Here is a 20887-nt window from a genome sequence, read left to right on the forward strand (position 1 = left end):
CGCCCGGAGTGGGTGAGAGCCCCTCGTATCGCGGGGGTCTCGGCACAACGGCTAACTGTTCCGATAGCGAAGATTCGGGCATGAAGCTACGAAAGCTCGCGGCCGGAGTCGCCGGCGGTCTCGGAGCCGCCGCGCTCGGCAATCGACTGCTCTCGTGGAAGTCCGGCGACCTCCGCCCCGCGCTGGAGGGCGACCAGCGCACCTACCGCTGGCGGGGGTTCGACGTCGCCTACACCGAGGCCGGCGACCCCGACGACCCCGACGTGCTGCTCCTCCACGGGGTCCACGCGGCGGCCTCGAACAAGGAGTTCGACCAGATATTCGACCAACTCGCCAAGACCCACCACGTCGTCGCGCCCGACCTGCCCGGGTTCGGGCGCTCGGACCGGCCGCCGCTGACCTACTCCGCGGCGCTCTACACCGCGTTCGTCACCGACTTCGCCGAAGACATGACCGATGACGCGACCTGCGTGGCCACGTCGCTGTCCGGCGCCTACGCGACCTTGGCCCAGCACCAGTCGGGCGCGTTCTCCCGACTCGTGCTGGTCGCGCCGACCGGCGACACCGGGCCGCGCCGGACGTGGCTCCGGTCGGTGTTCCGGTCGCCCGTACTCGGACAGGGCCTGTTCAACCTGCTGACCAGCAAGCGGTCGCTCCACTTCTTCGACAACCGGGAGGCGTACTCGACGGAGGCCTCGTACACCGAGCGCGACGTGGACTACCAGTGGGAGACCTCCCACCAACCCGGCGCGCGGTTCGCGCCCGCCTCGTTCGTCTCGGGCTATCTCGACCCCGACGTGGACTTGGGCGAGGAACTCGCGCGGCTAGACGTCCCCGTCACCATCATCTGGGGCCGCGACGCCACGGTTTCGCCGCTGGAAAAGGGCGAGCAACTGGCAGAGCGCGCCGACGCGAAACTGGTCGTGTTCGACGAGGCGAAACTCCTCCCCCACGCCGAGCATCCCGGTCCCTTCCTCGACGTCCTGCTCGACGAATTGACCGAGGAGGAACGCGAGGCCGAACCCGGCGCCGAGACGTAGGCGACGCCGCGTTCGGCGCCCCGTTTCGCGCCCGTACCCGCCGTGTTTCGAGAGGACTCTCGCAGTGGCGCGGCCGTAGGGTGAGAGACGTGACGCTCGAAAAAAGAGTGTCCATAACTACTGCTGGTTCTGTTTCGGGCGCTCCGCGAGCGTGACGTTGACCGTCTGTCGGGCCCCGTCTCGGAGGACCGTCACTTGCACCGTGTCCCCCGGTTGGGTCTGGGTGAACAGGTACGACAGCAGGTCCTCGCGCGACGAGACGCTCTGGCCCCCGATGCCGACGATGACGTCGCCGCCGACCGGAATCCGCTGACCGTTCACGACGGTACTGTCGGTCGCGCCCTGTAGCGCCTCGGCGGCGGGCGTTCCCTCGACGGTGTCCACCACGTAGACGCCCTCGGTCACGTTGAGGTCGTTCGCCTCGGCGAGCGGGCGAGTGAGCGTGACTCCCTGCACCCCGAGGAACGGATAGGCGTACTCGCCGTCTTGGATGAGCGCGGGCACGATTTGCTCGACGATGGACGCGCCGATGGCGAACCCGATGTTATCACCGCCACCGGCCTGATTCACGCCGACCACGGCCCCGGTGTCGCACGCGACGAGCGGTCCGCCGCTGTTCCCGGGGTTGATGGGCGCGTCGGTCTGGATGGAGTTCGGCAGCGGGAACCCGACCGGCGACGTTCGGTTGACCCCGCTGACGATGCCCGAGGTGATGGACGTCTCCAGACCGAACGGACTCCCGATAGCGGCGACTCGGTCGCCCGGATTCGGCGTCGCGTTCGCGACGGGGAGCGACTCGACGTACTCCGGCGTGCTGTTCACGCGGACGACCGCGAGGTCGGCGGCCTGGGTGGCCCCGATCACGGCGCCCGGACGAGTCTCTCCGCGGGCGAACCGGACGCCCACGTTCGACGTCTGGTTGACGACGTGCTGGTTGGTGACGACGTAACTCGTCCCGTTGGCCGACGCGACGTCGAAGACGAATCCGGAACCGCTCCCCTGCCCGGCCTGAATCTGCACGACCGAGTCTATCGTCTGGTTGTACAGTCGCGAGTAGTCGCAACTCGCGGCCCCCGATTGTTGGTATGCCTGTCCCCCGCTTCCGACGGACGGACTCGCCCCCACGCGACTGTCCGTCGGCGTCGCTGCGCCGAGCGCCGCCACCGGGGCGACCGCGACGGTGGCGACGACGAGAAGCAGCGTCAGTTCGTATCTCCTCACCATGCAGTCGCCTAGCCAACGGAAGCTTGGGTAAGGGTGGTGGCCAACGAGAGCAGAACCGGAGGTCTGGCGTCTCGTCGCGCTGCGTTCGCTATAGACCTCAGCGCGGCCGGAACGCCAACACGCGCTCGTCCGCCGTCTCGCTCTCGCCGATTCCGACGGTGACTTCGGTTCCGACGTCGAGTTCTCCGGCGTCCAGTTCTCGAAGCTGACCGGTCAACCGAACCGCACCGAAGTCGGCGACGGCGGTGACGTAGGGCGCGTCGTCGGCGAACTCGGGCGCGGCGACGTGGACCGTGGTGTACGTCTCGATTTCGCCGGTCTCGGGCAGGGCGACGTGTTCGAGGTCGGTCGCGCCGCAGTGGGGACAGACCCGACGCGGCGGGAGCGAGCCGTGACCCTCCGGACATTCGAGGTAGAAGCCCTCGCCCGACTCGATAGCGTCGAGGAAGTCGTCGAAGCCCTCGTCGCGGACCCGGTCGGCCTCGCCGCTCTCGTCGCTCATTCTTCCACCTCCAGCACGTGGACTGTGGTACTAGCCACCGTACCGCCCGCATTGTGGGTCACGCCGACGGGCCCGGGCACGGCGTCGCTGTTGGGGTGGTCGCCCCGGAGCAGTCTGGTCATCTCCACGACCTGACTGGTGCCGGTCGCGCCGACCGGGTGGCCCTTGGCCTTCAGGCCGCCCGAGAGGTTGACCGGCCGGTCGCCGTCGCGGGTGGTCTCGCCGCGGGCGGCCGCGCCGATTCCCTCGCCCGGCGCGTAGAAGTCGAGGGCTTCGAGCGCGAGGACCTCCGCGATGGTGAAGCAGTCGTGGACCTCCGCGACCGACACGTCCCGCGGGCCGATTCCGGCGTCGTCGTATGCCTCCTCGGCGGCGCGCTCTGCCGCGGGCGTGCGGGCGAGGAACTGCCTGTCCTGCAGGGCCATCTTGTCGCCGCCCTGCCCGGTTCCCGTGACCGAGACCGGCGCGTCGAGGTCGTGTTCTTCGGCGTACTCGTCGCTGACGAGGACCGCCGCGCTCGCCCCGTCGGTGATGGGGCAGGCGTCGTAGAGTCCGAGCGGGTCGGCGATGGTCGGCGCGTCGAGGGCGTCCTCGACCGTGATGGCTCGCTGGAACTGCGCGAACTCGTTGTCGAGCGCGTTGTCGTGGTTCTTGACCGCGATTTCGGCGAGGTCCTCCCCGCTCCCGCCGTACTTGTCGAAGTACGCGCGGGCCATCAGCGCGTAGGCCGCCGGGAAGGTCATGCCCGCCCGGACCTCGTAGAGGTCGTCGGCCGCTATCGCGAGGGCCTCGGTCGTCCCCGCGGTGCCGAGGTTGTTCATGCGCTCGGCCCCGCCGACGAGCGTCACGTCGGCCTCGCCGTTTCGGATGTCCTTGACGGCCTCGCGGACCGCCACGCCCGAGGAGGCGCACGCGCTCTCGTAGCGCGTCGCCGGAGCGGTCAGCCCCGCGGCCTCGGCCATCAGCGGCCCCTGATGGCCCTGATGTTCGCTGAGTTCGCCCATGAAGTTGCCGTAGTTCAACTGCTCCACGTCCGCGCGGGGGACCCCCGCGTCCTCGAACGCGCGCTGACTCGCCTCGGCGAAGAGGTCCCGGCCGGTCCGCTCGGGGTGCTTGCCGAAGTGGGTGAGTCCGACCCCCGCGACTCGTACGCCTGTCATGCGTCTCTCTTCGTGATGGACAGTTAAGAAAGCCATCGGTCTTGTGGCCGTCTGGCTGAGCGAAAGAAACGCCGGGTGGCGCCGAGCGTCGGCGTACGTCGCGGAGCGTCCGCGAGAGAAAACATTTACTCGGTCGCGACTCCCCTCGTTCTGTCGCTGTCGTCTCGACCGTAGATTCGACGCTGGCAGCGTCGGAGCGTCGAGCGCGAGCGCCGTGGGTGAGCCACGTTCTTGTATACTTTCGACGGAGCCAAGAGCAACCTTTACACTCCCTTGCCTACATCCTCCGGGTATGAGCGAAACAGTCCTGCTGGTCGGCGGCGGCGGGCGCGAACACGCCATCGCCCGCGCGCTCGGAGAGAGCGACGCAGACCTCTACGCCTGCGCTGGCAACCGCAACCCCGGAATCGCGGCGCTCGCCGAAGAGTTCGAGACGCTGGAGACGACCAACCCGAAGGCGGTCGTCTCCTACGCCGAGGACGTGGGCGCGACCCTCGCAGTCGTCGGCCCGGAGGGTCCGCTCGCGGCCGGCGTCGCCGACGCGCTGGACGACGCCGGAATCTACGCCTTCGGCCCGAACGAGGCCGAGGCCCGCATCGAGACAGACAAGGCGTTCCAGCGGCGGTTCATGCGCGAGAACGACGTTCCGGGCTGTCCGGACTTCGAGACGTTCGACGACCTCGAAGCGGCCTGCGAGTACATCGACGAGTACGACGGCGACCTCGCGGTGAAACCCGCCGGACTCACCGGCGGGAAGGGCGTCCGGGTCATCGGCGACCAAGTGACGGCCGAGGAGGCCAAGGCCTACCTCCGGGACTCCGACTACGACCGCGTGGTTCTCGAAGAGCGACTGGTCGGCGAGGAGTTCACCGTCCAAGCGTTCGTGGCCAACGGCGACCTGCGCGTGACCCCCGCGGTGCAGGACCACAAGCGCGCCTACGAGGGCGACGAGGGACCGAACACCGGCGGGATGGGCAGTTACAGCGATTCGGGACTCGCGCTCCCGTTCATGGCCGAAGAAGACTACCGCGAGGCCGTCGACGTGCTGGAAGCCACCGTCGATGCGCTGGACGACTACAAGGGCGTCCTCTACGGCCAGTTCATGCTGACCGCCGACGGCGTGAAGGTCGTGGAGTTCAACGCCCGCTTCGGCGACCCCGAAGCGATGAACACCCTGCCGGTGCTGAACACCGACTTCCTCGACGTGCTGGTCGCGGCCCGCGAGAGCGACTCGCTCCCCGAACTCTCGTTCGCACCGAAGGCGACGGTCTGCAAGTACGCCGTGCCCGAAGGTTACCCGACCGACCCCGAGGCCGGCGCGAAGGTCGAAATCGACGAAGACAGCGTGGCGCGAAACGTCACGGAAGGGTCGAGCGCGGAGACGCGAGACAGCGCGGGTGACGCGCTCCTGTTCTACGCCAGCGTGGACGAGCGCGAGGACGGCATCTACACGACTACCTCCCGCGCGTTCGCCGTGGTCGGCGTGGCCGACACCATCACCGACGCCGAGGAAATCGCCGAGGACGCCCTCGGAGTCGCCGGCGAGGAGGGACTCGACGTGCGCCACGACATCGGGAAACCCGACCTCGTCCAACGGCGCGTCGACCACGTGAACGAACTCCGCGGCGAGTAGTCCGGCGCGGTCCGCGGCGCGCGGCGAAACCGCCGACGGTCTCGCTCGGCGAGTAATCGCGGGCTTACCCGGTTCAGCCGTCTCCTGAACCCCCGCAGGCGACCCATAACAAAACTGCTTCTGGCCGTCTCGCCGTCTATGTCTCTGACCGACGAAGGCGACTCTCGGTCGCTGACGCCCGACACGGCCTTCGACCTGCTCGGCGACGGCGAGCGACGGCGGGCGCTGGCGGCCCTCCGGGAGTTCGACGACGCGGTGAGTCTCGACCGACTCGCGGAGGCGACCGCGGCCCGACTCGAAGGTACGACGCCGGACGACGTGGCGACCGACCAGTGCGAGCGAACCGCGGCGATGCTCCACCACGCCCACCTCCCCCGACTCGAAGACGCCGACGTGGTGTCCTACGACCCGATGTCCGGCGAGGTCGAACTGACCGAGGTGGGCGAGGAGTTAGACCCGTACTTCGAGGTGATGGAGGAGTACCGCGAGTCGGTCCCGTCGGAGTAGCTACCTTCAAGGCCGAACCCTCCCAAATCCCGACCGTGCCCGACGACACCGACGAGTCCGACCCGACGCGACGCCACGACCGAATCGCGCGCCACGCCACGCCCGGACCGGGCAACTCCCTCCGGTCGTGGACCCGCGCCAAGAGTCCGCTCCGGGTCGCGCTGAACTACGTCGTCATCGTCCTCGCGCGCATCTCGCCGAGTCTCAAACTCAAGAGCGTCCTCCTGCGCTCCATCGGCGTGACCGTCGGCGAGGGGGTCTCGTGGGGACTGGAATCGACGCCGGACGTGTTCTGGCCCGAACTCGTCACGGTCGAGGACCACGCCATCGTGGGCTACGACGCGACTATCCTCTGTCACGAGTTCCTGCAGGACGAGTATCGGACCGGCGAGGTAGTCGTCGGCGAGCGCGCGATGATAGGTGCCGGAGCCATCATCCTGCCGGGCGTCGAAATCGGCGAGGGCGCGAGCGTGGCCGCGAACTCGCTCGTGACCGAGGACGTGCCGCCCGGCGAGACGGTCGCGGGGGTCCCCGCGACGCCGATGGGGAGCGAGGAATCGCCGGAATGAGGCGACGAGTCGCTAGCCAACGTAGCAGTAGTACGGAACGGTTACGCGGGGACCGACGCGAGTGGCCCGACGAAACACGAGACCCCGAGCGTCGGTGCGTCGGTTCCCGGAACCGACGCCGGCCCCGGGCATCGACTCAGTCCCGGATGCGGACGACGCCCTGTTCGAAGACGCGACTGTTCGGGACGATGTACTCCTCGCCGTCGTTCTCGATGCGCGTGACGAACACGTCCACCTCCTGAACGATGCCCCGGTCGTCGCCGACCCGGACCTCGTCGCCGATGCCGTACGGCTGATTGAGCAGGAGGTAGACGCCCGCCGCGCTCGACCGCAGGAGGTCCCAGAACGCCACCGCGCCGAAGAGGATGACCGCGAGGACGTAGGCCGCCAGCAGGATGAGCAGGGCTTCGATGGCGACGTTGACCTGCCCTAGCGCGACCAGCGCGGCGAGGTAGACGATGGTGTACTTGACCAGTCGCGGGATGATTCCTACCTCCGGGAGTTTGACCGACCGGAGGCGCTCGCCGACCACGAGTTCGGCCTTGTCCGCGACGACGAACCCGACGATGAAGACGAGGATGGCGATGAACAGGTCGGGGATGAACGTGAGGACGCCGCTCCAGAACAGTTGGGCGTTCAGCAGGTCGGCGACGTTCAGCGCGATGAGAACGACTACGCCGTAGATGAACCACGAACTCAGCCGCGAGACCAGCGCGACGGTGTCGGTCCCGAGGCTCTGGGCGGTGCGCTCGAAGGGGGTACGCTCGACCGCTTCCGGGACCCCCGCCGCGGTCAGGAGTCGCTGGTTGAGGCGGCCGATGGCGTACCCCGCGGCGAGACCGCCGAAGAGGATGAGCAGGGCCAGAATGTACTGAAACTCCTCGCGGAGAAGTACCTCCCACTGGACCTGCAACACCGACATCAGTACTCCTCCGGGTCGAGTTCGAGGACCAGTTCGCCTCCCTTGAACGCCCGGACCAACCCGTCGCTCTCCGAGAGGACGATGGCGGTCGCGTTGGTCTCGCGGGTGACGGCGCCGGCCGCCATGTGACGCGCGCCGAGGCCCTTGGGGATGTCGACGCCCTCGGCGGAGGGTTCGAGATAGCGATAGGCGGAGACGATTTTACCGGCGTCGCTGATGACGAACGCGCCGTCGAGTCGCGAGAACTCCTTGAGCATCACGTTCACGATGGGGTCGCCGACGTGGACGTGGGACTTCTCGAAGGGGTTGTAGCTGAGCGGCCGGGACTTGTTCATCACCTTCCCGGCGTCGCCGACGACGAACAGCGCGCCGACCGGCTTGCCCTTCTGGCCCTTCTTGCCGAGTTCGATGGCGACCTCGAACACGTCGCGGATGACGCCGGGGTCGCCACGCGAGTTGGCGAACAGGTCGTAGACGCCAGAGTGAATCGAGTCGCTGGCCCGCGCTCGGGTCACGGTGTCGGTCCCCTCGTCGAACATGCTGACCACGCAGACGACCACGTCGCCGTCCTCGACCAGCCCTTGCTCCATCCCGCCTTCGATACCGAATCGGATGCGCTCGCGTACGTCGTCGAACTCCAGCGGCAGTTCGACGAACGAGTCGGCCCCGACCGAGTTCTCGGGACCGACGACCGCGACTTCCAGGTCGTCGAAGTCTGCATACCGGTCGTAGTAAGACCCGCTCGGCGAGAACAGGAAGACGGCGTCGGCGTCCTCCGTCACGTCCCCCAAGAGTTCGTTCAGGTCAGCCATTACCCGAAACGACTCAGTGACCGGAGAAAAGGTTTGTGGGAGGATACATAGCTAAACTGGAACGTCGCCGTCGGTCGCGCCCCCGACGGCCGCCCGGAGTCGGCGCGACCGACGCCGGAATGATGCCAGCGGTCGGAGGCGTTACGACCGCTCCCCGCGGCCGGAACGTCCGCGGTCGGTCTCGCTCCCCGACCGACTCTCGTCGACCTCGGCGCGACTTTCGCCGGTCTCCGTGCGCTCCCCGCCGGCGTCGGAACGGTCGTGACCGCCGTCGAACTCCCGGTCGCCGTCGGCCGCGGTCACGACGGACTCGACGCCGCGACCGAACGTGTCGGTCTCGCCGCGGTCGCACGTGCCGCACACGTCGCGCAAGTCGGACGGAAAGCCCGCGCCGAACACGGCGAGCAGTCCGACCGCGTACGCCCCCGCGGCGACCGGCGGCAACTCGCCGGGGCGGCCGGTCCACCCGGCGGTCCAGAACAGCGCGACCCCCGCGACTGCGACCGCAGTGCCGACGCCTGCGAGCGACCGAGACCGGTCGGCGTCGGGGGTCCTGCGGAACAGGGCGAGAAAGCACGCCAGCAGGAAGACGGCCCCGAGCAGAACGCCGAGTCTGAGCGAGGTCGCCTTCCCGACGCCGAACCCGGCGACGAGACTGGCGGTCGCCGCGACGAACCCCACGACTGCCACCAAACCCCCTGCCAGCAGGAGCACGGCCCGGCCGACCGTTCGCCAGAGAGCCTCCTCGTCGGCCTCGGAACCTGACATACTACGCCTGATATGTACGCCGAATGAAAAAGCGTGTCGGAGAGTTTCACCGATGATATTTCCGTCTCGCTCGTCTCTGGGTTCCCTCGAAAATCGTTGATGCGCGGGACCGGATTCGAACCGGAGTCAGACGTGCTCGCTTGCTGTGCGCGACTGACAGGATTCGATTCGGTCCTGCTCTTCGCTCACTTCGGTCGCTCATGCGCGGGACCGGATTCGAACCGGCGGACCCCTACGGGATAGCGTCCTAAGCGCTACGCCGTTGGCCTGGCTTGGCAACCCGCGCGCAGTCCCACGTTCCGGCGAGGGCGACAAGAACCTGTCGTTCTCGCCGAGCGGACCGGCGGTTCGGTCTCGCCATCGACCGGTCCGCCCTCGGAGGGTTCGAACTCCCGCGACGGGACGCTTATGTGAATTCGGTCGCAAACAGTGGTCGTGTATCGCGCACGCGACCACGTCGAAAACGAGCGCTGGCTCGCCGAAATCGAGGAGTGCGCCGACCGATTGGACCTCGACACCGCCGCGCGCTCGCGCGCGACCGACCTCTTCCTCTCGACCGTCTCGGAGTGGGACGCGCCAGACGAACGGGACGCCGACTCTCGGCGCGCAGTGGTCGCGGCCAGCCTCTACGCCGGGTCGCTCATCGAAGGCGACCAGCGGTCGCAGGGCGACGTGGCCGAGGCCGCGGGGGTCGCGCGACTGACGATTCAACAGCGCTGGAAGGAACTCTTGGAGGAAGCCGGGTTACAGCCGCCGTCGTGGTAAGCCCCGGAGACGGCGGACGAGTGCGAATCGCGACCTTTCTGCCGACCCGAGACTGTCACCGAGCGGAACGTATCGCTTAACTAACTCGGACGTAAAGGCTCGGATTACGCATGGCCCAGATACCCGCCAGTCCGCTGACCACGGCGCTCGTCGGCGCGGGCGTCCTCCTCGTCGGCTATCTGATCAAGTACCGCGGTTGGACCTCGCTGATAGCCGGCGTCGCCCCGTTCGACTCCGGCGAACCGCGCCCCGTCTTCGCGAGTTACGCCGCCAACGTCACGCTCGTCGCCGGCGGATTCGTGGTCTGTCTGGGCGTCGCGCAGGCGCTCGGGGTGCTGGCGCTCGTCCCGAGTTGGCTCCGGGGGTTGCTCTTGCTCGCCGCCGTCGTCACCGTCGCTCCGCGGCTGAGCGTGCGAGCGACCGAAGCCTGAGAATCGAGAACTGATTAGCGCTCGGCGGACCGACCGTCCCGCTCCGGAGTGAGGTCGCCGTGTTCGTCGATTTCTCCCTTCACGATGCGCGTGCTTGAGATGATGTCGCCGTCCTCGGCGGTGACGTGGGGCACTACTTCGACCTCCAGCGGGTCGAACCCGCGCTCGGCGCGAATATCGTTGATGCGCTCGGCGCCGTCGGTGGTCTCGGGCGAGACCACCAGCGCGTCGAACTGCCGTTCGGTGGCGATGCCCGTCGGTTCCGTCAACTCCCGGACCTCGAACTCCCGGTCGTACTCGTCGGCGAACTCGGCCAGCACCGCCTCCAAGTCGGCCTTCCGCTCGTCGAACGGGCGGACGTACCGGTCCTCGTGGCGCGTCTTCGGCGCGAGTTCGTCGCCGGTCAGACCGACCGTCACGTCGCCGAGTTCGAAGGCGCGCTCGAACAGCGCGCGGTGGCCGTCGTGGACCGGGTCGAAGGTCCCGCCCAGGGCAACCCTCATACCCTCGCGAAAGGGTCCCCGCGGCTTAGTGCCTTCGGAATACCGACCCGACGCTCGAATTTTACTCGTCTCCGTCGTCGCCCGTCTCACCCTCCTCGCCCGTCGCGGTCGTCTCGTCGTCGCTCTCCGCGCGCTCCTCGTCCTCGACCCGGATGCTGACCGGTTCGCTCGGTTCGGTCTCCAATCGGGTCTCGGACTCGGAGTCGAGGTGGTCGTCCAGATTGAACACCGTGTTGAGTTCGTCCTGAATCTGGCCGACGACGCCGCCGACGAGTTCGCTCGGCGCGATGGCGGTGTACTCGTAGGGGTTGTTGCCCGCACCCTCGCTCTCGCGCTTGCGGCGCTCTACCTTCTCCTCGTCGTGGAGTTCGGCAAGCGACTCCCGGACCGTCGAGGGGTAGAGACCGGTTCCTTCTGCTATCTCCTCGCTGGTGCTGTGGGGGTGCTGGCGGAGGTAGACGTAGATTCGCGCCCGCGTCTCGGTGTCGAGGACCCACGAGAGCAGGTCCACGATGCCTTGGTCGAACTGATCGACCGCGCGGTCGGCCTCCTCTTCGAGGCGCTCGCGCCCCTTCGAGATGCGGTCTCGGTCGGTCTCGACCGACACGTCCTGCTCGACCGACAGTTCCTCCTCGCCCGCCACCTCGACGTTGACTTCCTCGGTGAGGTCGCCTTCCTCGTCCACGTCGAGTTCCTCCTCGACCGACACGTCGTCGTCCACGTCCTCGATTTCCGCCTCTTCGACGGCGTCGTCCTCGACGTTCACGTCGGTATCCTCGTCGTCTGTATTTTCCCCGGACATGTCCTCTCTACGAGGACACAAGCCGCGCGCGAGTAAAAACCTTGCTTAGAGCGGTGGCGCGCCCCGCTCCGGATTCGTCGGTCGTCGCCTCACTTCCGTTCGAGGACCAGCGACTCGTAGAGCGCGTCGGCGCCCTCCGCGTCTCGAATCCGACGCTGGCGGGCCGCGCCGCTCTCCCCGTCGTAGATGTCTCGGATGCCCGAGACGCCGAGTCGGTCGCACTCGCGGTCGACGACTTCGCCGAGGCCGATTTCGCCCTCGCGGTCCCGCCGGATGAACCCGGCGTCGTGGCCGTAGCGCATCGCTCGCCACTTGTTCTCGTCCAGCAGTTCCCGGCGGTGTCGGTAGCCCTCTTCGCCGTCCTCGTATCTCGCCGCCAAGTCGCGGACGAGCGCGTGGGTGTACTCCACGAAGGCCATCACGCGGTCGGGGTCGGCCTGCCCGTCGGGCGTCCGGACCTCGACCGTCCCCAGACCGGTGTGGGGTCGCACGTCGTACCAGAGTTCGCCTCGGTCGGCGATGGACTCCGAGCGCAGCATGGTCTCTTCGAACGCCGCGAAGTCGTCGTAGGAGTCGAAACAGGTCGGCATCCCGGTGTTCGGGAGCGCCTCGAATATCTTCGCGCGGGCCGACTGGAGACCGGTGTCGAAGCCGTTCCAGTACGGCGAGTTCGCCGAGAGCGCGAGCATCACCGGGATGTACCACCGAATCTCGTTGGCTATCCAGACCGCCTTGTCGGCGTCGTCCACGCCGACGTGGACGTGCAGGCCCGCGGTCGTGTTACGGTGCTGCGGATACTGAATCCGGTCGAGTTGCGCGCGATATCGGTCCTTCTCGGCGTGTTCGAGTTCGCGCCACCGCGCGCCGGGGTGGAGGCCCGCGCCCGCGATTCGGAACCCGCCGGCCTCGGCGTGGTCCACGAGCGCGTTCCTGACCGCGATCAGGTTCTCGCGGGCGTCAGCGAGTCGCTCTATCTTCGGCGTCTGGGTCTCGATGACGCACTTGAACAGTTCGTGGTCGAGTCGTCCGTCGAGCAGTTCGGGCGGGTCGCGCTGGTAGACGAGTTCGTCGGTGCCCGCCGTCGGGCGTCCGCGCTCGTCGACGACGTAGAACTCCTCTTCGATACCCAGCGTCCCCATCTCTGCGAAGCTCTCAGCCGAACCCGAGTCCATTTCTCGGAGTTTCGTAATCCGAGGTGTAAATAGTTCCGAACCCGGCAGGGTCGGGCGGTGGCGGGGTCGAGCGAGCGGCTCACCGCGGCCGGGCGACCACGCCGAGGTGGTCGTCGTGGTAGGGTTCGAGTCGCGCCGTCTCCAGCACCTCGTAACCCTCTCGGAGGTCGGCCAGCGCGTCCTCGAACACGTCTTCGGGGTCGCGGGCCACGTCCTCGCTCCGGGCCTTGAGGGCCGCGAGCAGGCGGCCGTCCGGCGCGAGGAACTGGCGATTCTCGACCGCGACGCGGGCCTGCCCGCGGGTCGCAACGTCCTGCACGATGGCGTCCACGTCCGACTCCACGACGTGGGCGTAGGTCTCGGGCTTGCGGGCGTCCTTCAGCAGGGGAAAGAGGTTCCGTCGGTCCTCCGCGACCCCGACCAAGTCCCGGACGGGCCGGGGCGCGAACTCGACCGCGTAGGTCGGTCCCGCGAAGTCCGCGACGTGGCTGACCGTCGTCCCGCTGGCCGCGCCGAGGTAGAGGACGGTCTCGTCCCCCGCGAGACCGACGTTCATCCCGGACTCGAACATCGCGGCGAGTTTCGACCGCCCGGCGTCCCAGCATCGCCAGCCGTCGTCCGTCGGTTCGCCGTAGACCGGTTCGCCGCGGGTCGCGAGTCGGTCCCGCCCGTCGAACGCGCGGCGCTCGACGCCTTCGGGGAGGTCGGTCCCTGACGGGCCGGTTTCGGACGAGTCGGTCATTCTTCGTCACCTCCTGACTGTTCGTCAGTTCCATCGACGTCGTCGCCCCGCCCGCGAATCTGGTCCATGCGACGCTGTAGCTCCGCGTCGAGTTCCGGCTTGCGTTCGCCCGAGTAGTGGTCGATTCGGGCCGCGATGGTCAGCTTTCCGGCCAACGTCCGCGCGGCGGACCCGCGCTTCTCGGGGCGGGTCCCCCGGACGAACTCGTGGGTGAAGATGACGCCGTGCTTGGGCGAGGGCGCGTGCCCCCGGAGGTGCGCGAACAGCGAGTCCTCCGCGCCGAGGACCTGCAGCGTTCCGGAGGGCTTCTTCGCCAGCGGTTCCAGTCCGCCGGCGAGCGAGACGAGTCGCGCGGCCAGCACCGGCCCGGCCAGCGCCGCGAGGTTCGGCGCGACCTCCGGCGTCTCGCGCTCGATGAACTCGCGCAACTCCTCGGACTCGTCGGCGAGGTCCGCGGTTCGCCCGGCCAGCGCGATAAGTCGCTCGTCGGTCGGCGACTCGGGGTCGCGCTCGGCCAACTCGCGGGCGTACTCGACGCCCGTCCCGGCGTCGGGGTAGCGACTCCCCGCCCACTCGGCGACCCGCTCTGCGAGTTCGTTCGCCTCCGCCGCGGCGTCGTCCATCGCTCGGACCGCGTGGACCAACTGCTGGTCGTCGGCCCGCGCTCGCTCGGCCGCGCCCTCTCGGGCGGCCCGGAGACTGGCCTCCCGGAGCGCGTCGTAGTACTCCTCGTCGTCGGCCGCGAACCCGGACGCGACGGCCCGCTCGGGCCAGTCGGCGGGCGCGTCGGCCCGGCCCTCGCGTATCCGGGTCGCACCCGCCTCGGCGTCGTCCGGGGCGACCCCCTCGAACCACCCGCCACCGTCGGTCTCGGGGCGAGTTCCATCTTCGGTCATGCCCGAGGCTTGCGCGTCGTCGCGTTTAAACCTACGTTACTCGGGTCGCTCCGCGGCGGTCACACGGCGAGAGGCTCCGAGCGGTTCGAGCGACGCTCGGCGGCGTATCGCGTTCCCGGCCTCGCCAACGTTAAGCCCGAAGCCGTCGCCAGAGAAGAGTGAGAGAATGTCACGCAAAAATCGACGCCGAAGCCGACGACAGTCCGGGACTAACCCCGAAATCGCGGTAGACGTGGCCGAGCGCGACGACGAGTTCGTCGTGACCGCCGACCTACCGGGCATCCGCAAGCAGAACATCGACGTGCGCGTCCGGAAGGACCGCGTCCAGATATTCGCCGACCCCGAGGCGGACGACGAGGGCGGCGGTGCCTTCGCCGACCGGGCGCGCGAGCGGGGGACGGTCAGCCGGACGATTCGCCTGCCCGAGCGGGTGAACGAGAAGCGAACGAACGCCGAGTACCTGAACGGCCGACTCCGAATCACGCTTCCGAAGCGCGAGCGACGACGGTCCGTGGACGTGAAGTAGGCCGCCGACTCCGCCGGACGGGGAGCGCCGACCGAAACCGCAAAGGCCCCGCTGGCCCTCTCGTGACCGATGCACGTCGAACTGTTCGGTCGGCGCGTGGAACTCGACGCCGACAGCGTCGCGGCTTCCGAGGACGAGATTCGGGCGCAGGTCGCCGAGTACGCCGCGGGCGAGCGCCGCGAGTTCGACCTGTCGGTGGCCACTCCCGAAGGGTTCGCCGGCGAAGTCGCGGCCGAGATGCGAGCGATTCCCTACGGCGAGACCCGGACCTACGGCGACGTCGCCGCGGCGCTCGACTCCGCGCCGGTCGCGGTGGGCCGGGCCTGCGGGGCGAACCCGGTACCGCTGGTCGTGCCCTGCCACCGCGTCGTGGGCGCGGACTCGCTCGGCGGGTACTCGGCGGGCGACGGTCCCGCGCTCAAGCGGCGACTGCTCGAACTCGAAGGTGCGCTCGAGTAGCCGTCGGCTACTCGGCGACGACGCGCCGGACGTAGCCCGTCACGCCCGATTCGAGTTTCACCTTCACGCCCTGCGGACTGTCGCCCTCGTCGATGACGGCTCTGATGTCGCCGCGAATCGGGTCGGCGTCGGCGGCGTTGTCGGCGTTCGACTGGTCGATTTCGACTGTCATTCCGGGCCTGAGTTCCTCCTCGTCGGGGCGGTTTCCGGACATACCTCACGTTCGGGCCGGTTCGGACAAGAGGATGACGGCCCCGCGGCTCGCGTGTAAATTCCCACACGGGTGGCCACAACAACTAAGCGGGTACTCCCGAATGAGTAAACTGCGGTTGCGCCCCGGTTGCGCCGCGACTCCATGACCACGCCGCCCGGCGGTCCCGTCTGTCATCCAATCGCGCTGCCGCCATCCAGCGCGGTCCGGTGTCGCGAGTTCCACGCCCTCCACTTTCGTCATCGCACGTCGTTGTTATCGTAGATAGTCGCGCCGACTACTCGAACTTCTCGAACGGCTGTTCGCACTCGTTGCAGTAGTGCATCGACCGGCAGAGCGACGGCCCCTTGGGATGCTCGCGTTCGGTCTCGGTCGAACCGCAGTAGGGGCACTCGGCCCCCGCGTCGTCGCCGGACGTCTCGACGCTCGGGTCTGGTCGTCGCACGGTCAGACGCTTAGGCCGAACTCGTTCAGGTCGGCCTTCCCCCGTTCGGTCACCATCTCGATGGACCACTCGGGACTCCAGACGAGTCGGAGGTCCACCGATTCGACGCCCTCCACGCCCGCGACGGCGCGCTCTACCTCGTCGGTCAGCATGTCGCGGGCCGGACACCCCGAGTAGGTCAGGGTCATCAGCACTTCGGCGTGGACGCCCTCGTCGACTCGGTCGGTCACTTCGACGCCGTAAACGAGACCGAGGTCCACGATGGAGACGGGCATCTCGGGGTCCTCGACGCCGTAGAGCGCGTCCCACACGTCGACCTCGACGCCTTCCGCGCCCTCGCCGGTCGCGGGCAGGTCCTCGACTTCCGCGCCCTCGACGTACTCGGTGTACGCGCAGAGCGCGGGGTCGGCGCAGTCGTCGAGGCCGGGAATGGCGGCGTCGCCGCTCCCGGTGACGCTGCCCGTTCCGGGAATCTCGTCGTCCTCGATGTCCTCCGGGTCGTTCTCGCGGAGGTCCGGAATCTCGGGGTCGTAGGGCAGTTCGCTGGACACGTCACTTCACCTCGTCGGGGTCTTTCATGATGCGAGTCGCTTCGCTCCGGCCGAGTTCGCGGTACGTGTTGGTGAACTCGTCCCAGAGGTCGTCCCAGTCGTCGGTGTGGGACTCGCCGCGCCCGATGTCGTCGGGCAGGTCGGCGTCGGCGTCCACGTCGAGACCGAGGCCTTCGAGGTACGGCACCACCGTGTCGAACCACGCCTCGCGCATGTCGGCCAGCGACTCGGTCCGGAGACCTAACTCGTCGATGCGCTCCTCGACCTCCTCGTCGGTCGGCGCGAAGAGGGTGAGCGCGTAGGGGAACAGTCGGTCGAGCGCGGTCTGGACGCGCTCGCGGCTCTCGTCGTCTTCGGCCAGTCGTTCGAGCCAGTTCTCGGCGTGTTCGCGGTGGTAGTCCTCTTCGCCCCGAATCTTCCCCACGCGGTCGCGGATGCGGGCGTACGACGAGTCCGCGAGGGCTTCGAGCCGAAGCTCCTCGGCCACGTCGTAGAGGTACGACCGCAGGATGGGGTCGGCCCAGTCGCCCTCCCCGTAGGGGAGTTCGGCCAGCGCGGCGTGGCGCCACTCGTCGGCGGGGCGCTCCCAGATGAGGTCGGGTTCGTCCGGCCCGAAGTCCTGCAGCAGGTCGTACCAGAGTCGGGCGTGGCCCAACTCGTCCTGCGCGATGTTGGCCAGCGCGAGGTCGGATTCGAGCGTCGGCGCGCGGACCTGCCACTCGGTGTAGCGCTCGGCCGTGACGAACTCGTCGTCCGCGAGGCGGTAGAGGAGGGTCTCGACCGCTTCGCGCTCCTCCTCGGAGAGGTCGTCCGGCCCGGCGAGTCGCTCGGCGCTCGCCATCAGTCGTCACCCCGCTGGCGCTCGGCCTCTGCCTGCACCTGCTCGCTCTCGGAGTCGGCTACCTCCTCGGCCGCGGCCTCGAAGTTGTACGACTGGGCCCACCGGTAGGACTTGTCGGTCGTACCGCCGAAGTTGGCCTCCTCCGTATCGACTTCGCCGATTTCCTTCTGGGGGACGACCCAGAGGCTGTTGGTCGGCTTGCGCCGCCCGTGCTGGATTTCGGCGAACATGAGCGCCATCTCGCGGTCGGGCGCGTGGACGTTGCCGCAGTGGGTGTGGTACTCTCCGGCTTGGTCCTGTCTGAACACTTCCCAAATCATGGTTAGTCGGCCGCCTGCGGGGTCTGGCCCGCGCCCTTCGCTTCCCAGTCGTCCATGCTGTTGCGGACCCACTCGACCGCCTCTTGAGTGCGACTCCGCTTGCCGATTTGCTCGTGGCTCCCCGGCGAGTCGTTCTTGGCGATAGTGAAGAACTCGTCCCAGTTCAGGTCGTCCTCCTCGACCTCGTAGGTCCCGTCGCCGTTCTCGCGGATGCGGGGTTCGTCGGGGATTTCGAGGCCGTACTTCTTCGCCTTCGGGATGTAGGCGTTGAGGAAGGCGTTGCGCAACTCGTCGTTGGTCATCGTCTTCAGGCCCACGTCGGCCGAGAAGTCGTGGTGGGTGGACTTGTCGTCGGTCGGCCCGAAGAACTGGATGATTCGGGGCCACCACGTCTCGAAGGCGTCTTGAGTCTTCTCCTGTTCGGCCTTCGACCCGGTCATGAGTTCGTAGAGGATGGCCTCGCCGTGCTTGACGTGGAACCCCTCCTCGAAGCAGACCTTGTCCATCGCGTGGGCGTAGGGCTCCCAGCTACTCTGTTTGAGCGTGGCCTGTCGGCGCATCGCCGCGCCGTCCACGAAGAAGGCTATCATCGGCGTCTCGACCCACGACTCCATCGGGTAGTGGAAGCAGTTGAGGAACTTCCCCTCGCCCTCGGCCAACTCGTCGAGCATCTGCTCGCGGGTCTTGACCCCGAGCGACTCGGCGGCCCGGTAGAGCAGTTGGCCGTGGCCGATTTCGTCCTGCACTTTCGCGGAGAACGCCAGTTTCCGGTCGAGGCTCGGGGCCTCGCGGATGAACGGGCGTTCGAGGTACGCGCCCATTATCTCGCTGTTCGCGTGGAACTGAATCATGCGCGTGGCGGCCTTCCGGTACTTCTCCGGGAGGTCGTCCTTCGGGCTGAACTCGCGGGGCCCGGCGCGCTCTTTGACCTGCTCGATGTCCATGTATAATCATATAGGTCCCGACCGACATACCGGTTAACCCGTCCATGTGGCGGGTTTAAATACGCCGGCGACAGAGATTCGGCCATGACCGACTGGGCGACGACCGACCGCGGACGCCCGGCCGACCGGACGCCGGAGGGAGGCGACCGATGATAGACGAGTGCTTGGTGGTCGAGTTCTCCGTCACCGGCGACGACTGTCCGCTCGCGGAGGCCACCCGCGAGACGGGGACCACCGTCGACGCCCGGCCGCCGCAGTTGCGCTCCGACGACAACGCGCTCCTGCGCTTCTCGGCGAGCGAGGGGGCCGACGAACTCGCCGCAGTCCTCGACGCCGACGACCGGATTCGCTACCTCCACGCCTCCCGGACCGACAGTCGGACCAACTTCCGGTGTCTCTCGAAACGACCCTGCGTCGTCCACGAACTCACCGACGCGGGGTTCATGGCCGAGACGCTCCAGTACCGGGAGGGGACCGAGCGCTACACCGGCGCGGTCGTGGGCCACGACGTGTTACAGGGCGTCCTCGCGGCGGCCGCCGAGACGGTCGGCGTCTCGCTCGAACGGGTCTTTCCCCTCGGGAGCGAGGACGACGAGGCGGTCGCCCAGCGGTGGGACGTGACGCCCGCCCAAGAGGCCGCGCTCCGGACCTCGATGGAGATGGGGTACTTCGCGGTGCCGCGAGGCGCGACCGCCGCTGAGGTGGCCGACGAGTTGGGCATCAGCAAGTCGGCGTTTCTGGAGCGCCTGCGCCGGGGACAGGCGACGCTGTTCGCGCAGGTGTTCGGGTGACTGTTCTCGCTACGACTCGTCGCTCACCGAGTCGCCACTCACCGAATCGCTCGGAGCGATTCGGTCGACGAAGTCCGTCCACACCGTCACTCCGACCAGCGCGAAGATGAATCCGAACAGCAACGTTCCGACCGGAAACCGACCACCGCCGAGACCGACGACGACGCCGGCGAGCAAGAGTACGACGACCGCGAGCAGACCGACGATGGCGTCGAGTCGCTTCCGGAGGGCGTCGTCCATGCGGGAGTCCTGTCGGAGCGGTGGCAAGTAAATTTCGGACCTCCCGCCAACGCACACCGAACTGAATTTGTGAGCCGGCCGAAACGTTCGAGCCATGACCGACGCCGAAATCGCCCAACGACTCACGGACATCCACCAGACGCTCGAACTGATAGCCCTCCTGTTGGCGGTGGTAGCGATTAGCCAAGGATTCGTCGGCCTCGTCGCCGGCGGCGTCGCGATACTCCTGCTGGTCGGGAATTCGGTCTCCCGGGCGCTCTGACGACCGAGGTTTTCTTGAAGTTCGGCTGTCACGTCCCAATCGTGACCGACCCAGACCTCACGCTCGCCGACGTTTACCGCATGCTCGAACTCGTGGCGTTCCTCCTCGCCGTCCTCGTGTTCCAGAACGGCGGCACCGTCGGCACCGTCGTCGGCGGCGGCGCGGCGTTCCTCCTCGCGTTCGACGCCCTCCTGCGCTTCGCCGAGCGAATCGGCGAGTGACGGAGAGAGACCAAAGAGTCGCCGCGCGAGTCGTCCCCGAAAAACAGTTAACGGTCACGCGATTGACCGGAACTATGCCCTCGCTTCAGACGCGACGCGACTTCCTCGCCACCGCGAGTCTCGCAGTCGCGGGAACCGCTGGCTGTGTCGGCGGCGGCAAGGACGAGTCGGACGACACGAAGCGCGACTTCCTCGTCCTCTCGAACGCCCTCGACGCCGAGCGAGTCGTTTCGGTCGTCGTGACGCAGGACGCCGAGCGAGTCCGCAGCGGTCGGTACCGGGTCCCGACTGCCACTGCGCTCCACCTCGAAGACGGCTTCGCGTGGGGCACCTACGAGGTCCACGGGAAACTCCACCACGAGGATGCGGCCTACGAGCAGTGGCAGTCGTGGACGTGGGAACCCCGTAGTTGTGCCGCGAGCGACCACACCAACGACGACGGCTACTGGACCGGGACGCTCCGGGTCGAGGACCCGCTTCTGGAGTTCTCGCACGACGAGTGCCCGACCGAGTTCGGCGGGTTCGGCGGGGGCAAACGACGACCGAAGGCGGTGGGCGACAACCGCATCGGCGACGTGACCGACGCGCCGCCGACCGGAACGACGACCGGCGAGTGACGCGCCGACTG

General features: G+C 68.0%; 30 protein-coding genes and 1 tRNA gene. 12 read left to right on the forward strand and 19 right to left on the reverse strand.

The genetic code is table 11. The features are described 5' to 3' along the window. The first annotated feature begins 80 nt into the window (after nucleotides 1-80). Complete coding sequence (locus M0R89_RS16930) at nucleotides 81-1040, forward strand: alpha/beta fold hydrolase (RefSeq protein WP_248650256.1); 960 nt, start codon at nucleotides 81-83, stop codon at nucleotides 1038-1040. A 117-nt stretch (nucleotides 1041-1157) separates the two neighbouring features. Here the strand turns inward: M0R89_RS16930 and M0R89_RS16935 are convergent, their stop codons facing one another. From M0R89_RS16935 to M0R89_RS16945, 3 genes are all read right to left on the reverse strand, one after another. Further along, entirely contained in the window at nucleotides 1158-2264 is a 1107-nt protein-coding gene (locus tag M0R89_RS16935) for a S1C family serine protease (protein WP_248650257.1), read from the reverse strand. A 97-nt stretch (nucleotides 2265-2361) separates the two neighbouring features. Next, on the reverse strand, nucleotides 2362-2766 hold the full coding sequence (locus tag M0R89_RS16940) for a Zn-ribbon domain-containing OB-fold protein (RefSeq protein WP_248650258.1): 405 nt from the start codon (nucleotides 2764-2766) through the stop codon (nucleotides 2362-2364). Continuing rightward, the gene (locus tag M0R89_RS16945; protein WP_248650259.1) at nucleotides 2763-3926 is read right to left on the reverse strand and encodes a thiolase C-terminal domain-containing protein; all 1164 of its coding nucleotides are present in this window, start codon (nucleotides 3924-3926) and stop codon (nucleotides 2763-2765) included. The genes M0R89_RS16940 and M0R89_RS16945 overlap by 4 nt, the downstream gene beginning before the upstream one ends. Before the next feature lie 292 nt (nucleotides 3927-4218). On the opposite strand from M0R89_RS16945, the gene purD reads away from it, so the two are divergent. From purD to M0R89_RS16960, 3 genes are all read left to right on the forward strand, one after another. Next, nucleotides 4219-5559, forward strand: coding sequence for a phosphoribosylamine--glycine ligase (purD, locus tag M0R89_RS16950; RefSeq protein WP_248650260.1), 1341 nt, complete (start codon nucleotides 4219-4221; stop codon nucleotides 5557-5559). Between the two features lie 138 nt (nucleotides 5560-5697). Next, a complete protein-coding gene (locus M0R89_RS16955; RefSeq protein WP_248650261.1) occupies nucleotides 5698-6066 on the forward strand; it encodes a DUF7344 domain-containing protein in 369 nt (122 codons plus the stop codon). Between the two features lie 35 nt (nucleotides 6067-6101). Next, the gene (locus tag M0R89_RS16960; RefSeq protein WP_248650262.1) at nucleotides 6102-6635 is read left to right on the forward strand and encodes an acyltransferase; all 534 of its coding nucleotides are present in this window, start codon (nucleotides 6102-6104) and stop codon (nucleotides 6633-6635) included. A 136-nt stretch (nucleotides 6636-6771) separates the two neighbouring features. Here M0R89_RS16960 and M0R89_RS16965 read toward each other — a convergent pair whose 3' ends face one another. The 4 genes from M0R89_RS16965 to M0R89_RS16980 all read right to left on the reverse strand — a co-directional run bounded on the left by M0R89_RS16965 (nucleotide 6772) and on the right by M0R89_RS16980 (nucleotide 9423). Continuing rightward, on the reverse strand, nucleotides 6772-7557 hold the full coding sequence (locus M0R89_RS16965) for a mechanosensitive ion channel domain-containing protein (protein ID WP_248650263.1): 786 nt from the start codon (nucleotides 7555-7557) through the stop codon (nucleotides 6772-6774). Then, nucleotides 7557-8369 carry a diadenylate cyclase DacZ gene (gene dacZ, locus M0R89_RS16970; protein WP_248650264.1) on the reverse strand — a complete coding sequence of 271 codons (813 nt, stop codon included), beginning with the start codon at nucleotides 8367-8369 and terminating at the stop codon, nucleotides 7557-7559. Before dacZ ends, M0R89_RS16965 begins: the two co-directional genes overlap by 1 nt. 141 nt (nucleotides 8370-8510) lie before the next feature. After that, nucleotides 8511-9137 carry a cell division protein CdpA domain-containing protein gene (locus M0R89_RS16975; protein WP_248650265.1) on the reverse strand — a complete coding sequence of 209 codons (627 nt, stop codon included), beginning with the start codon at nucleotides 9135-9137 and terminating at the stop codon, nucleotides 8511-8513. A gap of 201 nt (nucleotides 9138-9338) precedes the next feature. After that, nucleotides 9339-9423: transfer RNA gene (locus M0R89_RS16980), tRNA-Leu, on the reverse strand. A 149-nt stretch (nucleotides 9424-9572) separates the two neighbouring features. Here M0R89_RS16980 and M0R89_RS16985 point away from each other — a divergent pair. Beyond that, a complete protein-coding gene (locus M0R89_RS16985) occupies nucleotides 9573-9902 on the forward strand; it encodes a transcription initiation factor IIB family protein (RefSeq protein WP_248650266.1) in 330 nt (109 codons plus the stop codon). 110 nt (nucleotides 9903-10012) lie between these two features. Further along, nucleotides 10013-10333, forward strand: coding sequence for a hypothetical protein (locus tag M0R89_RS16990; RefSeq protein ID WP_248650267.1), 321 nt, complete (start codon nucleotides 10013-10015; stop codon nucleotides 10331-10333). Nucleotides 10334-10347: 14 nt separating this feature from the next. Here M0R89_RS16990 and M0R89_RS16995 read toward each other — a convergent pair whose 3' ends face one another. From M0R89_RS16995 to M0R89_RS17015, 5 genes are all read right to left on the reverse strand, one after another. After that, nucleotides 10348-10836, reverse strand: coding sequence for a phosphopantetheine adenylyltransferase (locus M0R89_RS16995; protein ID WP_248650268.1), 489 nt, complete (start codon nucleotides 10834-10836; stop codon nucleotides 10348-10350). A gap of 61 nt (nucleotides 10837-10897) precedes the next feature. Then, complete coding sequence (locus M0R89_RS17000; protein ID WP_438267686.1) at nucleotides 10898-11461, reverse strand: helix-turn-helix domain-containing protein; 564 nt, start codon at nucleotides 11459-11461, stop codon at nucleotides 10898-10900. Between the two features lie 266 nt (nucleotides 11462-11727). Continuing rightward, complete coding sequence (locus tag M0R89_RS17005) at nucleotides 11728-12810, reverse strand: glutamate--cysteine ligase (protein ID WP_248650269.1); 1083 nt, start codon at nucleotides 12808-12810, stop codon at nucleotides 11728-11730. Nucleotides 12811-12889: 79 nt separating this feature from the next. Continuing rightward, nucleotides 12890-13552 (reverse strand): fibrillarin-like rRNA/tRNA 2'-O-methyltransferase, encoded by a 663-nt coding sequence (locus M0R89_RS17010; RefSeq protein ID WP_248650270.1) that lies wholly within the window; start codon nucleotides 13550-13552, stop codon nucleotides 12890-12892. After that, nucleotides 13549-14448: an NOP5/NOP56 family protein gene (locus tag M0R89_RS17015; RefSeq protein ID WP_248650271.1), complete on the reverse strand. Its 900-nt coding sequence runs from the start codon at nucleotides 14446-14448 to the stop codon at nucleotides 13549-13551. The genes M0R89_RS17010 and M0R89_RS17015 overlap by 4 nt, the downstream gene beginning before the upstream one ends. A 166-nt stretch (nucleotides 14449-14614) precedes the next feature. On the opposite strand from M0R89_RS17015, the gene M0R89_RS17020 reads away from it, so the two are divergent. Both M0R89_RS17020 and M0R89_RS17025 read left to right on the forward strand, forming a co-directional pair. Continuing rightward, nucleotides 14615-14974, forward strand: a complete 360-nt coding sequence (locus M0R89_RS17020; RefSeq protein ID WP_248650272.1) for an Hsp20/alpha crystallin family protein — start codon at nucleotides 14615-14617, stop codon at nucleotides 14972-14974. A gap of 69 nt (nucleotides 14975-15043) precedes the next feature. Further along, on the forward strand, nucleotides 15044-15433 hold the full coding sequence (locus tag M0R89_RS17025) for a methylated-DNA--[protein]-cysteine S-methyltransferase (protein WP_248650273.1): 390 nt from the start codon (nucleotides 15044-15046) through the stop codon (nucleotides 15431-15433). Nucleotides 15434-15440: 7 nt separating this feature from the next. Here M0R89_RS17025 and M0R89_RS17030 read toward each other — a convergent pair whose 3' ends face one another. From M0R89_RS17030 to paaA, 6 genes are all read right to left on the reverse strand, one after another. Next, entirely contained in the window at nucleotides 15441-15647 is a 207-nt protein-coding gene (locus M0R89_RS17030; RefSeq protein WP_248650274.1) for a DUF2196 domain-containing protein, read from the reverse strand. Nucleotides 15648-15921: 274 nt separating this feature from the next. Further along, entirely contained in the window at nucleotides 15922-16089 is a 168-nt protein-coding gene (gene paaE / locus M0R89_RS17035; protein WP_248650275.1) for a 1,2-phenylacetyl-CoA epoxidase subunit PaaE, read from the reverse strand. Between the two features lie 2 nt (nucleotides 16090-16091). Further along, entirely contained in the window at nucleotides 16092-16520 is a 429-nt protein-coding gene (paaD, locus tag M0R89_RS17040; protein WP_368408883.1) for a 1,2-phenylacetyl-CoA epoxidase subunit PaaD, read from the reverse strand. Between the two features lie 121 nt (nucleotides 16521-16641). Beyond that, complete coding sequence (gene paaC / locus M0R89_RS17045) at nucleotides 16642-17481, reverse strand: 1,2-phenylacetyl-CoA epoxidase subunit PaaC (protein ID WP_248650277.1); 840 nt, start codon at nucleotides 17479-17481, stop codon at nucleotides 16642-16644. Then, a complete protein-coding gene (gene paaB / locus M0R89_RS17050) occupies nucleotides 17481-17801 on the reverse strand; it encodes a 1,2-phenylacetyl-CoA epoxidase subunit PaaB (RefSeq protein WP_248650278.1) in 321 nt (106 codons plus the stop codon). The genes paaC and paaB overlap by 1 nt, the downstream gene beginning before the upstream one ends. Nucleotides 17802-17803: 2 nt before the next feature. Then, a complete protein-coding gene (gene paaA / locus M0R89_RS17055; protein ID WP_248650279.1) occupies nucleotides 17804-18745 on the reverse strand; it encodes a 1,2-phenylacetyl-CoA epoxidase subunit PaaA in 942 nt (313 codons plus the stop codon). Nucleotides 18746-18894: 149 nt separating this feature from the next. Here paaA and M0R89_RS17060 point away from each other — a divergent pair, with 149 nt between their 5' ends. Continuing rightward, a complete protein-coding gene (locus M0R89_RS17060; RefSeq protein WP_248650280.1) occupies nucleotides 18895-19536 on the forward strand; it encodes a helix-turn-helix domain-containing protein in 642 nt (213 codons plus the stop codon). Between the two features lie 9 nt (nucleotides 19537-19545). On the opposite strand, the gene M0R89_RS17065 is transcribed toward M0R89_RS17060, so the two are convergent. Next, nucleotides 19546-19776, reverse strand: a complete 231-nt coding sequence (locus tag M0R89_RS17065) for a hypothetical protein (protein ID WP_248650281.1) — start codon at nucleotides 19774-19776, stop codon at nucleotides 19546-19548. Between the two features lie 94 nt (nucleotides 19777-19870). On the opposite strand from M0R89_RS17065, the gene M0R89_RS17070 reads away from it, so the two are divergent. From M0R89_RS17070 to M0R89_RS17080, 3 genes are all read left to right on the forward strand, one after another. Then, nucleotides 19871-20038, forward strand: coding sequence for a hypothetical protein (locus M0R89_RS17070; RefSeq protein WP_248650282.1), 168 nt, complete (start codon nucleotides 19871-19873; stop codon nucleotides 20036-20038). Nucleotides 20039-20079: 41 nt separating this feature from the next. Then, nucleotides 20080-20259 carry a hypothetical protein gene (locus M0R89_RS17075; RefSeq protein ID WP_248650283.1) on the forward strand — a complete coding sequence of 60 codons (180 nt, stop codon included), beginning with the start codon at nucleotides 20080-20082 and terminating at the stop codon, nucleotides 20257-20259. Between the two features lie 74 nt (nucleotides 20260-20333). Further along, on the forward strand, nucleotides 20334-20876 hold the full coding sequence (locus tag M0R89_RS17080; RefSeq protein ID WP_248650284.1) for a hypothetical protein: 543 nt from the start codon (nucleotides 20334-20336) through the stop codon (nucleotides 20874-20876). The last annotated feature ends 11 nt before the right edge of the window (nucleotides 20877-20887 follow it).

The organism is Halorussus limi (genome assembly GCF_023238205.1).
Lineage (GTDB): Archaea > Halobacteriota > Halobacteria > Halobacteriales > Haladaptataceae > Halorussus > Halorussus limi.